Origin of the sequence: Streptosporangium sp. NPDC006930 (genome assembly GCF_040635605.1) — a bacterium.
In the GTDB taxonomy this organism is placed as follows: Bacteria; Actinomycetota; Actinomycetes; order Streptosporangiales; family Streptosporangiaceae; genus Streptosporangium.
In genome coordinates, this window is the sequence record NZ_JBEYID010000031.1 from 65,477 (window position 1) to 80,383 (window position 14,907).

Below are 14,907 nucleotides of genomic sequence, written 5' to 3' on the forward strand. Positions count from 1 at the left end.
GATGCCCCGCATGGGACTCGGTGTGGAGCTTGGTGTGGAGCACCGGCAGTTCGGGCATCGCGCTCGGCTGGTGCTGACTGCCGCGCAGGTCCGGCTCATCGACGACCAGGCGCACGCGGCCCGCACGATGTGGAACCTGCTGCACGAGTGGTGGACGATGCTCCCCAAGCACAAGCGTTCCCTGGCCGCGGCCGACGCCGCGATCCGGCAGGCCAGAAAAGACATCGACTGGCTCGCCGTCCTTCCCGCTCAGGCCGCACAAGCGGTACTGAAGACCTACTTCCAGGCGTGGAAGAACCGCTGGGACGGCCGAGCCGACGCACCGACCTTCAAGGCCCGCCTGCGCACGGTGATGGGCGTGGACATTCCGCAGGGCCGAGACCTCCACCTCCAGCGGGTGCACCGGCGCTGGGGCATGGTGAATATCCCCAAGGTGGGCCGGGTCCGGTTCCGTTGGACCAAAGACCTACCGGTCGGCAAGAAGGCCGGCGCCGACAACCGGATCACCGGGGCGCGGCTGGTCAAGGACGCCCTCGGCTGGCACATCGCCTTGCGCGTCCAGACCCTCGAACCGAAACCCCAACCCCACACCGGCCCCGACGTCGGCATCGACGCCGGAGTGAACATCCCCCTGGCCCTGTCCGACGGCAGCCATCGAAACCACGGCCGCCCTGCCCGGCTTTCGGACGGTAAGGCCGACCGGGACAAGTGGCTCAACGCCGACGAGAAAGCCAAACTGCTGCGGCTGCAACAGCGGGCCGCGCACCGCAAAAGCCTCCACAAGCCCGGCAGGCACCCCTCCAACCGGCTGAAGCGGACCTATGACCAGATCGCAAGCCTTCGCGCGAGAGCCAAGCGCCGGGCCATCGACTGGCAGCACCAAACCACCACCGAGATCGCCCGCACCTACGGCGTGATCGTGGTGGAGCACCTGAACATCCCGAACATGGTCACCTCCGCCAAGGGCACCGTCGAGGAACCGGGCACGAACGTCGCGCAGAAGTCCGGCCTGAACCGCTCCATCAGCCAGGAGGCATGGGGTCGCGCCGTGACGATGCTGACGTACAAGTCCGCCCGCCATGGTGGCGCCCTGTACAAGGTTCCCGCCCCCGGCACCTCCCGCCGCTGCTCAGCGTGTGGCTTCACCACGCCGGGCAGCCGGGAGTCCCAGGCCGTGTTCGTGTGCAAGAACGAAGGCTGCGACTGGTCCGGCAACGCCGACCACAACGCCGCCCGAAACATCTTGCACCTGTACCGGACGGGCCTCGCGCTCGTCCCGGCTGCCGGGAGGGCAGTCGTCAGGCACGCTCGCCGCGTCAAGCCCGCCACCGCAAGGTAGGGGGGAATCTCCTGCCCTTCAGGCGAGAGAGCACTTCAATCGTCTCCGTCATCGCTGTTGATCGCCACCTTATCCCCCCGCACCTGCCCAGCTCATTTACCCGGTTCAGAGGACCTTGCGCGCACCGGGCAGGGCGCGGACCAGGTACGCCGTCGCCCAGCACAGCGGCAGCGCGAGGGCGGTGAGCAACGCGGCCTTCGCGACCGCGGGCGCCTGCACGTCGCGGAGGGCGTGGCCCAGTGCGACGAGCACGACCGGATGGATGACGTAGACGGCGTAGGCGTGCGCCGACAGGAACCGGCGGCGGCGTCCCTGGTGGCCGAGCCGCTCCCGGAACAGCACCAGCAGGCCGAGGATGACGCCGACGGCGAGCGCCGACTCGCAGGTTGCCGCTATCAGGGACGCCGGGGTGCCGTGGCCCAGGATCCCCTCTCCCGCGAAGATCAGGCAGAGGACGAGCACGACCGCGGCGACGGCCGCGACGGCGAACCCGGCCCGGCCGGCCGTTCTGGAGAGGCCCTCCAGCCAGCCGCGCCTGGCCGCGACCAGCCCGACGACGAACAGTGCCACGTACTGCGGCAGGTAGGCGGGTGAGGGCAACCCCAGCACGGAGATCCCCATCGGCACCACGATGCGCCACAGGTAGGTGACGAGGGCCAGTCCGACGGTGAACCCGACGATCGCGACGGCGCCGGGCGCCCGCCCTGTGGCCGGGGCCGGTTCGGATGCGCGCCGGTCCTCGCCGGTGAGGTGCCGCCAGAGGACGTAGAGCACGCTGAACACCAGCAGCACCTCGACGAACCACATCGGCCCGGGTGTGAACGAGCGCAGGTAGAACTGCCAGTAGGGCAGCTCACTCCCCCGCTGGAGGGCGGCGTCTCTCGCGGCGGTGTACTGGCCGACGGTCACCAGGGGACGGAGCACCAGCAGCCAGAGCAGCAGCGGGACTCCCAGGCGCAGCAGCCGCTCCCTCAGGAATCGCCGGGTCCCCCTGCGGTCGTAGGAGCCCGGCACGAAGAGCCCTGAGACGAGGAAGAAGGCGCCCATGAAGAACGCCTGGTTGAGCACGAGCAGGATGTCCAGCAGCGTTCCCGAGGAGTCGGTCGGGGGTTCGATGTAGTACCAGCGCGGGACGTTGCTGTAGGCGATCACGGAGTGGTGGACCACCACGAGTGCCATCAGGGCGGTGCGCAGGTTGTCGACGTGGAGGAGCCGCGGGTACGTGCCGGGCGGCGCGGTCGGCCGGTTGACGGACTGTGTCATCGATTCGACGTCTCTCCACGAGGTTCGGCCCGAGCGGCGTGCTCGAACAGGTCTGCCAGTTCTTCGGCGTGCGCTTCCAGGTCGTGGCCGGGGTGGGCCACCCAGTAGGCGAACATGTCGTCGATCGCGGCCTGCACGGTGACGGACATCACGCGGGGATCGAAGGAGCGGAACTCGCCGCTTTCCTGGCCGCGGCGGAACAGCGCCTCCCGTGCTTCGTAGATGGGTTCGTTGAAGGCGATGCCGTAGCGCGGCCTGCCGTCGGGGGTGCGGAGATTGTTGAAGATCTCTCCGAGGGCGAGCAGCTGGGCACGGTGGCCCCGCATGTACTCGGCGACGGCGCGGATGCTCGCCCGCAGCTCGCCGGCCACCGTGGTCTCCTCGTCCGTCCGCGGCAGGACGAAATCGGCGATCTCGTGGTAGACCCGCTCGACGATCTGCTCCATCACCTCGGTCTTGCCGGCGAAGTGGTACGAGATCACGCCCTTGCTGATCCCGGCGCGCTCGGCGATACGCGCCAGCGAGGTGTTGGCGTAGCCAAGCTCGGTGAAGGTCTCGATGGCGCTGTCGACGATCTGCTTGCGGCGGGCCTCCTCGATGAACGATTTTTGGCCACCCGACTTATTTTTTGGCCGCATGGTCAAAAAATAGTGCGAACGGCCAGAGGCCGCAACCCGACGGGGCGCGGAAATTCGGGGACAGGACGCGTCCGGGTAGATAGCCACATCGTGTTGCTATAGTTCGCGACATGTCGTCGCCAAATTCTCGTCAAAGTTGGCTGCCTCTCTTCGTGCTCGCGGTCGGTGTGTCGATGATCGTCATCGACGCGACGATCGTGAACGTCGCCGTTCCGGCGATAATCGACGATCTAGGGCTCACGGTCACCGATGTGGAGTGGGTCAACTCCCTCTACCTGCTGGTGTTCGCGTCCCTGCTCATCCCGCTTGGCCGCATCGGTGACCAGCGCGGCAGGCCGCAGCTGTTCGCCGCCGGCATCGTGGTCTTCCTGCTGGCGAGCCTGCTGGCGGCGATCGCGGGGAGCGGCGCGATGCTGATCGCGGCCCGGGGAATCCAGGGAGTGGGCGCCGCGATGGCCACGCCCATGACGCTCGCGATCATCAACTCCACCTACTTCGGCAGGCAGCGAGTGATCGGATTCGCGATCTGGGGCTCGATCATCGGCGGTATGGCCGCCATCGGACCACTGGTCGGCGGCTGGCTGGTCACCGACTACGGCTGGCGCGCGGCGTTCTGGATCAACCTGCCCATCGGTGCGCTGGTCCTGCTCGGCGCACTGCGCATCCCCGCCTCCCGTGAGGATCGGACCACCGGCCACGACCCGCTGGGCATCGTGCTGATCGTGCTGGGCATGTTCTCCATCGTCTTCGGCCTCATCGAGGGGCAGAAGTACGGCTGGCTCACTCCCCTGCGGGCCGCCGAACTCTTCGGACTGCGGTTCGAGGAGGTCTCCCCCGTGCCCTTCGCGTTCGGCGTCGGCATCCTGGCCATAGCCGTCTTCATCCTGCTGGAGCGGCGACGCAGGCGGGCCGGGCGTCCCGTGCTGATCGACCTGACGCTGTTCACCCTGCCCGGCTTCCGCTACGGCTCGATGACCGCGATGATCGTGGCGCTGGGCGAGTTCGGCGTGATCCTGGTGCTGCCGCTGTTCCTGCAGGCGGCGCTCGGGTACAGCGCGTTCACCGCCGGCCTCGTCATCGCCACCCTCGCCGTGGGCACCTTCCTCGCCGGCGGTGCGGTCCCCGCCCTGACCAGGAAGGTGAGTTCACGGACGGTCGTGCAGATCGGCCTCGCCCTGGAGGTCGTGGGCGCCATCGGCCTCGGCCTCTCCCTGGAGGCCGACATGAGCGTGTGGCGGATCGTGCCCTGGATGGTCGTCTACGGCTTCGGCATCGGCTTCGCCACGGCCCAGCTCACCAGCGTGCTGATGGCCGACGTACCCGCCCGGCAGGCGGGCCAGGCCTCCGGGTTGCAGAGCGCGATCCGCCAGGTCGGTGCGGGGCTGGGGGTCGCCATCCTGGGCGGCGTGCTCGTCACCGGACTCGGCTCGTCGGTCGAGAAGACCATGGCCTCCTACCCCGAGCAGGTCCGCACGAGCGTGGCGAACGCCGTGCGGGAGAGCGGTGGCGCGGCCATCCCGGGGCTGAGCGATCCTGCCGTCCACGCGGCGGCGGTCGCGGGTGCCACCGAGGCGACCCGCAGGGTGCCGGTCATCACCGGGCTGATCCTGCTGGCCGGGCTCGGCTTCACGTTCCTGCTCCCGCGTACCGCCGCTCCCACCCGGGGCCGTGAGGGCGCGGACGGGGAAGAAGACGGGGAGAATGACCGTGACGGAACGGGGACGCCCGAGCCGGACGGCGGAGGGCGCCGACAGGAGGTGTAGATGCCAAGGATCAGCGCGGCGACCGTCGCCGACCACCGAGCCAATCAGCACGCCGCCCTACTGGAGGCGGCGCGCGAGATCCTGGCCGCGCAAGGTGTGCACGCGCTCACCCCGGCGGCGGTGGGTGCCCGGATCGGCCTGGCCCGATCGAGTGTCTACCGCTACTTCTCCTCCACCGCCGACATCCTCGCCCAGCTCACCGAGGAGGGCTTCCCCCGCTGGGCCGGCCGTCTGCGCGCCACCGTGGCGGACCCCTCGCCCGGCGGATCGGCCACCCCACTCGACGAGCGGCTTGTGGCGTACGGCAGGGTCGCGCTCGAGTTCGTCGGCAGTACCGACTACGCGCTGGTCCCGGCGATGCAGACGCTCGGACTGCCGGCCGAGTGCCTGGCGCGCCTGGAGGAGTTGCACGCGTCGCTCATCGAACCGCTCTGCGAGGTGCTCCGTGAGGCGGGATACGACCACCCCGCCCTGCGGGCCGAACTCGCCTGGGGCGTACTGCGCGCGGGCACCCGACGCCTCGCCTCGGAGTCCTCCGGCGAGACCGGCGCGAAGGACACGACCGAGATCATCGAGATCACCCTCGACATGTTCTGCCGGACCCTGCGCTGACCCTCCACTTCACCGGGTGCGCTTCAGCCCTGGCCTCGGTGGTCAGGAGAGCAGGGCGCGGCCCCAGTAGTCGCCCGCGTCGCGCACGCCCGGCGGGCAGGCGAACAGGCCGCTGGAGACGTGCTTGATGTACTCGTTGAGGGAGTCCTTGCCCGCCAGGGAGCGCTGCACGGTGACGAACTGCCGGTGCGGGTCGCGCTGGTAGGCGATGAAGAAGAGCCCGGCGTCCAGCCGGCCCAGCCCGTCGGAGCCGTCCACGTAGTTGTAGCCGCGGCGCAGGAGGCGAGCACCGCCGTTGTGGGACGGGTGCGCGAGCCGCACGTGCGCGTCGTCGAGGATGAGCGGCTTACCGTCGGCGCCCTTCGCCTCGAAGTCGATCGCGTCGAACTCGTTCTTCCTGCCCAGCGGGGCGCCCTCTCCCTTGTCCCGGCCGAAGATCTGCTCCTGCTCGGCCAGCGGCGCCCGGTCCCACGTCTCGACCATCATCCGGATCTTGCGGGTCACCAGGTAGCTGCCCCCGGTCATCCAGTCGGCGCCGTCGCCGGGTCCCACCCACAGCTGCTCCTTCAGCAGCTCCACGTCCTCCAGCTTGAGGTTGGCCGTCCCGTCCTTGAACCCCATCAGGTTGCGCGGCGTCGCCTGCGCGCGCGACGTCGACGAGGTGCGGCCGAAGCCGAGCTGGGACCAGCGCACCGAGACCCGGCCGAAGCCGATCCGCGCCAGGTTGCGGATGGCGTGCACCGCCACCTGCGGGTCGTGCGCGCACGCCTGCACGCACAGGTCGCCGCCGGAGATCTCCGGCAGCAACGCGTCACCGGGCAGGTGCGGCAGGTCGGCGAGCGCGGCCGGCCGGCGAGAGGCGAGCCCGAACCTGTCGTCGAACAGCGCCCCGCCGAAGCCGACGGTGAGCGTCAGCCCGGAGGCGGGCAGGCCGAGCGCCTCACCGGTGTCGTCGGGGGGCGCCTCGGGCTGGCCGCCGATCGCGCCGAACGTGCCCGCCTCCTGACCCTGCGTCATCCGCGCCGCAGCGGCGGTCCACTCCTGCAGCAGCTCGGCCAGCTCCGCCTTCTTGTCGGTCGTCACGTCGAAGGAGACGAAGTGCAGCCGGTCCTGTGCCGGGGTGACGATGCCCGCCTGGTGCTCGCCGTAGAAGGGGACGGCGTCGGAGACGGCGGCGACCGTGGTGGGAACCGGCTCGCCACCGATCCCGCGTACCGCGACCACACCCGCGCCGGCGGCCGCCACGCCGGCCGCCCCCATGCCGAACAGTTTCCTGCGACTGATCCGCTCGCTCACCGAACCCCTCCTCCAGCTGGGACGATCGTTACTTCGCCACCACTGCGGCGATCTTGCTGATCGGCTCGGCGAGTGCGTTGATCGCGTCCGACAGCTTCTTCAGGTCGTCCTTGGACAGCTCGGTGTGCAACTTCCAGCCGTCGCCCTTCCGGTGCGCGCCGAGCGCCGCCTCGGCCCCGGCGAACTTCTCGTCCAGCGTCTTCACCAGTTCCGGGGCGCGCTCCTCCAGAACGGGGCGGAGCGCCTGGACCGCGGCCTTGGAACCCTGCAGGTTGGCGTCGAAGTCCCACAGGTCGGTGTGCGAGTAGCGGTCCTCCTCGCCGGTGATCTTCCCGGAGGCCACCTCGTCGAGCAGGCCCTTGGCGCCGTTGGCGAGCAGCACCGGCGACAGCTCGGCGGAGTTGGACTGCTCCACGATGGTCTTGATGTCCACCATCAGCTTGTCGGCGATCGGGCCGTCCTCGCTGACGTCCTTCTTGACCCACAGGTCCTTCTCGATCCGGTGGAAGCCGGTCCACTCCTCCCCCTCGGCCACGTCGTTCTCCCGGGCGTCGATGGCCGGGTCGAGATCCCCGAAGATCTCCGCGACCGGTTCGATCCGCTCCCAGTAGGTGCGGGAGACCGGGAAGAGCGCCTTGGACTTCTCGATGTCCTCGGCCTTGACCGCGTCGACGAACTCCTGCGTCTTGACCAGCAGGGTGTCGCTTTGCGACTTGATGTAGCGCTTGTAGCTCGCGGTCGCCCCGGCGAGCTGGGCGTCGTCGCTGAGCGGCTTGTGCTCGCCGGTGACCTTGAGCGGGCCGCGGACGCCCTTGCCGATCATGCCGGGCTTGCAGGCGGTCTCGTAGCTACCGGTCGGCAGCTCGACGATCACCTCGCGGGTGAGGCCCGGCACGATGTTCTCCACCTCGCCCATGACCCGGTCGCCGGGGGCGTAGACGTAGAACTCGGTCACCTTGGTGCCGCCGTTGGTGATCGCGAACGTCGAGGTGCCCGCGGCCACCTCGGTGACGGCGACCTTGCACTCGGTATCGGTGGCGGCCACCGCGATGGGGCCGCCCTTCGCCGGTGCGGCGGAGGTGCCCGCGCCCGGAGCGGCGGTGGGCTCGGAGGAGCAGGCCGCGAGACCGGCGAGGGCGAGGACGCCCGCGGCGACGGCAAGAGAGGTACGCATGATCGTCCTGTTCGGGAAGTCTCAGCCCGCGGGCTGCGGGTCGGTGGAGGGGGCGACGGTTGACGGGGTCGGGCGGTCGCGCCGCGGCCGCAGGAAGAGGATGAACGTGGGCACCGCGTAGGCGGCCCAGGCCACCGTCTCCAGCACGCTCGGCTGCGGGGTGATGTTGAACATCCCGGACAGCAGGGCGCCGTACCAGGAGTCGGCGGGCAACGCGCCGCTGATGTCGAAGGCGTAGGTGGACAGGCCCGGCAGGACACCGGCCTCCTGCAGGTCGTGCACGCCGTACTTGAGAATGCCGGCGGCGACCAGGATCAGCAGCAGGCCCGTCCAGGTGAAGAATTTGGACAGGTTGATCCGCATCGCGCTTCGGTAGATGGCCCAGCCCAGCGCGACCGCGGTGAGCAGGCCGAGGCTGATCCCGATCAGCGGGACGGCGGTGGTGGTCGCCCCCTGCACGGAGGCGAAGAACAGCAGCGCGGTCTCCAGGCCCTCACGTGCCACGGCGAGGAAGGCCATCACGACCACCGCGACCGCACCGACCTCCAGGGCTTCGCTCAGCCTGGCGCGCAGGTCGCCGGAGATCGTCCGGGCGGCGCCCCGCATCCAGAAGATCATCCAGGTGACGAACGCGGTGGCGAGCAGCGAGGTGATCGCCTCGAACAACTCCTGCTGCCGGTATTCCAGATGGGCGACGGTGAAGGTGAGCAGCGCGCCGAACGCGACCGACAGGACGAGGGCGGCCCCGACCCCGGCCCACACGAGGGGCAGCCGGTCGCGCCGGTCGCTCTTGACGAGGAGCGCGACGAGCACGGAGACGACGAGCGTGGCCTCCAAGCCCTCGCGCAATCCGATGAGGTAGCTGGCGAACACCGTCACTCCATAGATGGAAAGCCTTACCTAAATTAGGGCAGGGCAACCTTACTCTTCGCAAGGAGGTAATTCCCACCGAGGGCTGTAAGACGTGAACGAGACGGCGATATCGCCGTATGTGTGCGGTCAAAGGTTCACACCGGCTCAGGACGTTCCAGATGCAGTGGGTGAGCGCCCTCTCCTATCTCGGCGCCGGCGCCCCGGGATCCCGCAGGGATCGCCAGATCCGCTCGGGAAGCAGCCGGGACGCCTCGTCCAGGTCGATGCCGGGGGCCCCGGCCAGCCAGCGGCGGGCCGTCTCCGCGACCGGGCCGATGACCAGCATCTCGATCAGCTCGTCGGGCAGTCCCACGACCAGCCCCGCCTCGACGTACGGTCGCAGCCAGCCCTGGATCCCGGTCAGTCTGGGCGCCTTCTCCGCCGCGATCGAACCCGTGTGCGCGGTCAGGAAGTCGGCGTAGGCGGAGGCGTGGACGAATCGCGCGGCGGCCCGGTGTTCGCGGGTGAAATCGAGATATCCGGTGACCACGGCCCGGATACCGGCGGCGGCCCGTGCCTCGGTGCCCTCGCCTGGGCCTCCCGCCCGCCCCGGCGGCACCGCGTCGAGCGCGGCGATGAGGGCGTCGAGCAGGTCGGCCAGGCAGCGGGCGTACAGGGCCGCCGCCAGCCCGTCGAAGCTGCCGAAGTGGTGGTAGAGACTTCCGACGCTGACACCGCTCGTGGCGGTCACCGCCGTCATGGTGAAGCCGTCGACGCCCTTCTCCGCGTAGAGCTCCAGCGCCGCCGCCAGCAGCCGCTCCCGGGTCTCCTCGCCGCGCCGCTGTCTAGGCGACACCGGTCAGCTCCGCCGCCTGCGCCCACAGTCTCTCCGCCTGTGCGGGATCGGCGGCCACCGGGGCGAGAGGCAGCTCGCGGTCGACGTCGAAGTACCGTCCGGTGCCGGCCTGGTCGAGCGCGAGCCGTACGACCGGTGCCGCGCCGTCGGCCGGTGCCTTCCACAGCCGCTTCGCGACCTTCAGCAGCGCCCCCGCGAGACCGCTCCGGTCACCGAGCCCGGTCCTGATCACTCCGGGATGGACGGCGTCGATCGTGATGTCCCGCGGCCTCCAGCGCTCGGCCCACAGCGGCATCAGCGTCAGGTTGCAGAGCTTGGTGGTGGCGTAGGTCCGCAGCGGGGAGAAGTCCGCACCGGTCGGGGTGCGCGCGAGATCGACCCGGCCCGTACCGTACAGGCCCGCGGTGACCTGGACGACTCCGCTCAGGCGATCCTCCAGCAGATGGTTGAGCAGGAAGGGCGCCAGATGGTTGACGGCGAAGGACTCCTCGAATCCGTCCTCGGTGAGCCGCCGCGCCGCCGGCCAGATCCCGGCGTTGTGGACCAGCACGTCGAGCCTCGGGCAGGTTTCGGCCAGCGCCTCGGCGACGGCCCGGACCCCCTTGCACGTCGAGAGGTCTCCGGTGACCAGGTCGGCGCCGAGCCGGGCGGCCTCGCCCGCCGCCGCGGGATTCCTGGCCACGAGCACCACCCGGTGATCACGACGGGTGAACTCCTCGGCCGTGGCCAAACCGATCCCGCGGCTGCCACCGGTGATGACGACGGTAGGTCTCATAGCGAAATCGTAGTCGATTCTAGAGAGTCTCTCTAGAATCGACTGACCGCCGGACGAGGACCCGCTGACGGTCCGGCGGTTCATCCTCGGCGGTAGACGCCCGGGGTGATGCCGTAGCAACGGACGAACCAGCGGGTCAGATGGCTCTGGTCGGCGAAGCCGGTCTCCGCGGCGACGTCCGCGATCGGCAGGCCCCGAGACAGCAGCCCGCGAGCCGCGCGCAGGCGGACCTGCCGCTGGTACTCGCTCGGCGCCATCCCGTACGCCGCGCGGAAGGCCCGATAGACGGTGAACCTGCTGGATCCGGACAGGGCGGCGAGGGAGTCGGCGGTGTGGTCGGTCCGGTGGTCGTCCTCCAGCAGTTCCGCCACGCGCCTCGCGAGGCCCGCCGCGCCCCGGCCTCCCGCCCGGAACCTCGGGCCCCTCGTGACGGGACCGCTGAGGGCCGCGCGGCGGACCAGGGCGGGGATGACCGCGTCCAGCAGCTCGTCCGCGACCAGGGCCGGGGCTCCGCCTAGGAGCGCGGCATGCAGGCGGCCCAGCCCTCCTACGAGCACCGGGTCGTGGACGACCGGCTCTGCGAACAGCGGCAGCCCGACCGCACGGTCCGCGACCCCGGCCAGCGCGGCGGAGACGAGCTCGGGGCCGATGTGCACGATCCGGTAGGTGAAACCCAGCTCGTCGGCCGCCCAGCCGTCGTGCGGGTCGTCCGGGTTGAACGCCATCACCATCCCCGGCGTGCTCGTGTGGCCCGCCCCCCGGCAGGTGAACGCCTGCCGGCCGTCGTCGGTGATCCCGAAGGAGTAGGTCTCGTGGCTGTGCCGGTGGTAGGTGTGCCGCTCGAAGTGGGCGTGCATCGCCTCCAGCCCCAGCCGGGGCGAGCGCCAGTAGCGCGACCAGTCACCGGACATGGACCTATTCTCGCGCCGCACGAGCGTTCAAGCCCCGGCGAGGCGGTTCCGGCGATGCTGCCTGGCATGCGTTTCGACACGAAGATCGGCATTGTGGTGCGCGCGGACCTCGCCGTCTGGCAGAAGCTCAACGTCACCGCGTTCCTGGCGAGCGGTGTGGCGGGCGGCGGGCCCGAGGTGATGGGCGAACCGTACGCCGACGGATCCGGCAACCGTTATCTGGCGATGTTCCGCCAGCCCGTCCTGGTCTACGCCGCGGACGGCGCAGGTCTCGCCGTGGCGCACGCCCGTGCGCTGGCACGCGGGCTGGAGGTGGCCCTGTACACGGAGGAGCTGTTCAAGACCGACCACGACGAGGACAACCGGGCCGCGGTGCGCGCCGTACCCTCCGACGAGCTTCGCCTGGTCGGGCTCGCGGTGCACGGGCCGCGCAACGGGGTCGACAAGGTGCTCAAGGGGCTCGCCCTGCACCCCTGAGCCGAGGTGGAGCCCCCGTCCGCACCGCGAACCCTCGCGGTGCGGACGGCATGGCCACGCGGACCCGGTCGGTCCGCCTCCGCACGGCTCACCCGGTCAGGGCTTGTTGATCTGCGCGGGAGGTTTCCCCTCGGGCTTGGGAATGCGGACGGTCTCGGAAGGCCTCTCACCCTTGTTGCGCGCGGTCAGGGTCGGATAGCAGTCGTAGTAGCAGTAATAGTTGTCGCAGTACCGCAGGAAGCAGATCCAGCCGTCCTCGACCGTGTCCGAGCAGACCGTCGCCGGTGCGACCTGGGGCGACGCGGCGTGGGCGGCGGTCATGGGTAGCACGCCGAACAGGCCGGTGCCGGCCAGAACCGCCCCTGCCAGGCCGATACCGGCACTGCGGATGAAGGTATTCATGACTCTCCCCGGTTACCTGTGGAACACAACGCCACCAAAGGTAATCAAACAAATACAGAGAGTCACGTAACCGCTCGCCCCGTGTCGGGACGACACGAGACCGCAGGCCGCACACGGGCGGTTACGGCTCGGCTCCCTGGGGGACCTGCGCCGAGCGCCGGGCGATGGAGCGCACGATCTCCCCGGTGCGGACGGCGGTCATGGACAGCAGCGAGGAGGCGATCCCGTGGGTGCCCTCGGTCGCCCCCTGCAGGTAGACGCCCCAGGTCCGCCCGGGAACGGTGGCGACCCGGTAGTCGCGCTCCACCCGCGGTTCGCCCCTCTCTCCCGCCAGGCAGTGCTCGCCCGCCTCGCCGAGCAGGTCTCGCGGGTCGCGCTCGCGGTAGCCGGTGGCGCAGACGACCGCGTCGGCCTCGATCGTGCTCACCTCGCCCGTGGGCAGGAAGCACACCCGGACGCGGGCGGTGTCGCCGTCGTCGTGCACGCCGAGCAGGCGGGAGGCGTTCAGCATGCGCAGCCGCTGGACCCCGGCGACCTTCTCGGCGTAGGAGCGCCGGTAGAGCTCGTCGATGAGGTCGAGGTCCACCACCGAGTAGTTGGTGTTGCGGGAGTAGGCGAGCAGCATGTGCTTCACCTCCTCGGGTGCGGTGAAGAAGTGGTCGACGGCCTGCGGGTCGAAGATGCGGTTGGCGAAGGGACTGTCGTCGGCCGGCGAGTAGCCGTACCGGGTGAAGACCGCATAGACCTCCGCGGACGGGTAGGTGCGGTGCAGGTGCTCGACGGCCTCGGCCGCGCTCTGCCCGGCACCGACCACGACGAACCGCGTGGGCTCGCGCCCGCGGAGGGTTTCGAGCCGGGTCAGCAGTTCCTCGGTGTGCCAGATCCGCTCGCCCTGCCGTACCCCATCGGGGAGTACGGGGTCGAGTCCGACCGCGATCACGAGGTTGCGGGCCAGGCAGGTGTGCAGCTCGTCGCCGTGCTGCACGACGACCTCAAGGGCGTCGTCGTCGTGCGGGCGCACCGCGACGACCTCGGAGTCGTAGCGCACCAGGCCGGCGAAGGAGGACGCGGCCCACTCCAGGTAGTCGTGGAACTCCAGCCGGGTGGGGAACATGGTCTTGTGGTTGATGAAGTCGACCAGTCTCCCCTTCTCCTGGAGATAGGACAGGAAGGAGTAGGGGCTGGCGGGGTTGCGCAGGGTGACCAGGTCCTTGAGGAAGTGGACCTGCATCGTGGCGCCCTCGATGAGCATGTCGCGGTGCCAGCCGAACCTCGGCTGCCTCTCGAAGAAGACCGCGTTCACCCCGGAGCCGTACTCCTCCTCCAGGGCCACCGCGAGCGCGAGGTTGGAAGGGCCGAAACCGATGCCCACGACGTCATAGACCGGGCTCGACATGTTCGCCTCTCACGTGCTGAAGGGGTGGTCCCCCGCGGCCGGGACGGCGGCGGGGGCGGTGTGGAACGGGGGTGTTTCAGGCGGCACCCGCGGCCTTGGCCGCCTTGGCGAGCCGGGGAACGACCTGGTCGATCACGTAGGGGACCGCGAGCGGCGTCGGTGTGCGCAGCGGCCAGAACGCCTTGAGGTCCAGCGGCACGTACGAGCCGCGCCTGACCACGTCGAGGCCGGCGAACAGCTTGTTGGCCTCGATCTTCTTTTGCGTGGCGGCGTCGTCGTTGTAGTGGCTGAGCAGCAGGTCGACGTCGAGGACCTTCACCTTCTCCATGCTCAGCTCGGCCGCGAAGCCCTCCCCGGGAAGCGCCTTGATCTCTTCGGGCAGCGCTAGCCCGAACTGGCCCAGCAGCTTGACGCTGATGTCGGTGTCGGACTTCATCACGCCGATGTTCCCCGAGGGGAAGACGCTGGTCAGCGCGAACCTCTTACCGTCCAGTTCGGGGTGGACGGTCTTGACCGAGGCGATCTTCGCCTCGACGTCGGCGACGAGCCTCTCCCCCTCGTCCGCCTTGCCGACCGCCTTGGCGACCTGGCGGGCCACCACCTGCCAGGAGTCCTCCGCGGGACCGGTCTCGTAGGCGGTGGTCGGCGCGAGCTGGGAGAGGTTGGCGTACTCCTTGTCGATGTAGTAGTCGCCACCCGCGAGGATCAGGTCGGGTTCTAGCGCGGCGATCTGCTCGATCGAGAAGCCCGCCTCCCCGGCCTTCAGCAGCGTCGGCGCGGTGCCGGAGATCTTCGGGGCGCTCCAGGGGGTGAGTCCGTCGTCCTGGATGCCGGTGAGCTCCGCCATGGCGACGGGCTGCACGCCCAGGGCGAGCAGGGTGTCCTGGTCGACCTCGCCGAGGGCGACGATGCGCTGGGGGGCGGATTCGATCGTGGTGGTGCCGAGCTTGTGCGTGATGGTGACCGGGAATCCGGGGGCGGCCTGGGCCGCGGGGGCGTTCGCGGCGGGCTGTTCGGCTCCGCCGCTCTCACCGGCGCACGCGCCCACCAGGCCGAGGCCGAGCAGCAGCGTTCCGGTCGCGGCCAGGCGGCGCATCGTGTCGCGCATGGGTACGGGTGTCCTTCCGAGGCCCGAGAGGGCCTTAATAGTTAG

15 protein-coding genes are annotated in these 14,907 nt (G+C 69.9%); 4 read left to right on the top strand and 11 right to left on the bottom strand.

Translation table 11 applies throughout. The annotated features are described in order from the left end of the window. Positions 1–10 precede the first annotated feature (10 nt). Positions 11–1,339, top strand: a complete 1,329-nt coding sequence (locus tag ABZ664_RS36170; protein ID WP_362520819.1) for a transposase — start codon at positions 11–13, stop codon at positions 1,337–1,339. Between the two features lie 105 nt (positions 1,340–1,444). Here ABZ664_RS36170 and ABZ664_RS36175 read toward each other — a convergent pair whose 3' ends face one another. Together ABZ664_RS36175 and ABZ664_RS36180 are read right to left on the bottom strand one after the other, a co-directional pair. Next, a complete protein-coding gene (locus tag ABZ664_RS36175) occupies positions 1,445–2,602 on the bottom strand; it encodes an acyltransferase family protein (RefSeq protein WP_362520822.1) in 1,158 nt (385 codons plus the stop codon). Beyond that, on the bottom strand, positions 2,599–3,240 hold the full coding sequence (locus ABZ664_RS36180; protein WP_362520825.1) for a TetR/AcrR family transcriptional regulator: 642 nt from the start codon (positions 3,238–3,240) through the stop codon (positions 2,599–2,601). The genes ABZ664_RS36175 and ABZ664_RS36180 overlap by 4 nt, the downstream gene beginning before the upstream one ends. A gap of 110 nt (positions 3,241–3,350) precedes the next feature. On the opposite strand from ABZ664_RS36180, the gene ABZ664_RS36185 reads away from it, so the two are divergent. Both ABZ664_RS36185 and ABZ664_RS36190 read left to right on the top strand, forming a co-directional pair. After that, complete coding sequence (locus ABZ664_RS36185; protein WP_362520828.1) at positions 3,351–5,003, top strand: MFS transporter; 1,653 nt, start codon at positions 3,351–3,353, stop codon at positions 5,001–5,003. Continuing rightward, positions 5,004–5,615 carry a helix-turn-helix domain-containing protein gene (locus ABZ664_RS36190; protein ID WP_362520831.1) on the top strand — a complete coding sequence of 204 codons (612 nt, stop codon included), beginning with the start codon at positions 5,004–5,006 and terminating at the stop codon, positions 5,613–5,615. It begins immediately after the preceding gene. 42 nt (positions 5,616–5,657) lie between these two features. Here ABZ664_RS36190 and efeB read toward each other — a convergent pair whose 3' ends face one another. The 6 genes from efeB to ABZ664_RS36220 all read right to left on the bottom strand — a co-directional run bounded on the left by efeB (position 5,658) and on the right by ABZ664_RS36220 (position 11,479). Further along, the gene (gene efeB, locus ABZ664_RS36195) at positions 5,658–6,911 is read right to left on the bottom strand and encodes an iron uptake transporter deferrochelatase/peroxidase subunit (protein ID WP_362520834.1); all 1,254 of its coding nucleotides are present in this window, start codon (positions 6,909–6,911) and stop codon (positions 5,658–5,660) included. A gap of 28 nt (positions 6,912–6,939) precedes the next feature. Beyond that, positions 6,940–8,085 carry an iron uptake system protein EfeO gene (efeO, locus tag ABZ664_RS36200; protein ID WP_362520837.1) on the bottom strand — a complete coding sequence of 382 codons (1,146 nt, stop codon included), beginning with the start codon at positions 8,083–8,085 and terminating at the stop codon, positions 6,940–6,942. Between the two features lie 21 nt (positions 8,086–8,106). Next, on the bottom strand, positions 8,107–8,958 hold the full coding sequence (gene efeU, locus ABZ664_RS36205) for an iron uptake transporter permease EfeU (RefSeq protein ID WP_362520840.1): 852 nt from the start codon (positions 8,956–8,958) through the stop codon (positions 8,107–8,109). 181 nt (positions 8,959–9,139) lie between these two features. Continuing rightward, positions 9,140–9,793, bottom strand: a complete 654-nt coding sequence (locus ABZ664_RS36210; protein WP_362520843.1) for a TetR/AcrR family transcriptional regulator — start codon at positions 9,791–9,793, stop codon at positions 9,140–9,142. After that, a complete protein-coding gene (locus ABZ664_RS36215; protein WP_362520846.1) occupies positions 9,783–10,568 on the bottom strand; it encodes an SDR family NAD(P)-dependent oxidoreductase in 786 nt (261 codons plus the stop codon). The genes ABZ664_RS36210 and ABZ664_RS36215 overlap by 11 nt, the downstream gene beginning before the upstream one ends. An 80-nt stretch (positions 10,569–10,648) precedes the next feature. After that, positions 10,649–11,479 (bottom strand): AraC family transcriptional regulator, encoded by an 831-nt coding sequence (locus tag ABZ664_RS36220; RefSeq protein ID WP_362520849.1) that lies wholly within the window; start codon positions 11,477–11,479, stop codon positions 10,649–10,651. 66 nt (positions 11,480–11,545) lie between these two features. Here ABZ664_RS36220 and ABZ664_RS36225 point away from each other — a divergent pair, with 66 nt between their 5' ends. Further along, positions 11,546–11,956, top strand: a complete 411-nt coding sequence (locus ABZ664_RS36225) for a DUF2000 domain-containing protein (RefSeq protein WP_362520855.1) — start codon at positions 11,546–11,548, stop codon at positions 11,954–11,956. Between the two features lie 96 nt (positions 11,957–12,052). Here the strand turns inward: ABZ664_RS36225 and ABZ664_RS36230 are convergent, their stop codons facing one another. The 3 genes from ABZ664_RS36230 to ABZ664_RS36240 all read right to left on the bottom strand — a co-directional run bounded on the left by ABZ664_RS36230 (position 12,053) and on the right by ABZ664_RS36240 (position 14,862). Continuing rightward, positions 12,053–12,358: a hypothetical protein gene (locus tag ABZ664_RS36230; protein WP_362520861.1), complete on the bottom strand. Its 306-nt coding sequence runs from the start codon at positions 12,356–12,358 to the stop codon at positions 12,053–12,055. A gap of 121 nt (positions 12,359–12,479) precedes the next feature. Continuing rightward, positions 12,480–13,754, bottom strand: a complete 1,275-nt coding sequence (locus ABZ664_RS36235) for a lysine N(6)-hydroxylase/L-ornithine N(5)-oxygenase family protein (protein WP_362520867.1) — start codon at positions 13,752–13,754, stop codon at positions 12,480–12,482. A 76-nt stretch (positions 13,755–13,830) separates the two neighbouring features. After that, on the bottom strand, positions 13,831–14,862 hold the full coding sequence (locus tag ABZ664_RS36240) for an iron-siderophore ABC transporter substrate-binding protein (protein ID WP_362520870.1): 1,032 nt from the start codon (positions 14,860–14,862) through the stop codon (positions 13,831–13,833). Between the last annotated feature and the right edge of the window lie 45 nt (positions 14,863–14,907).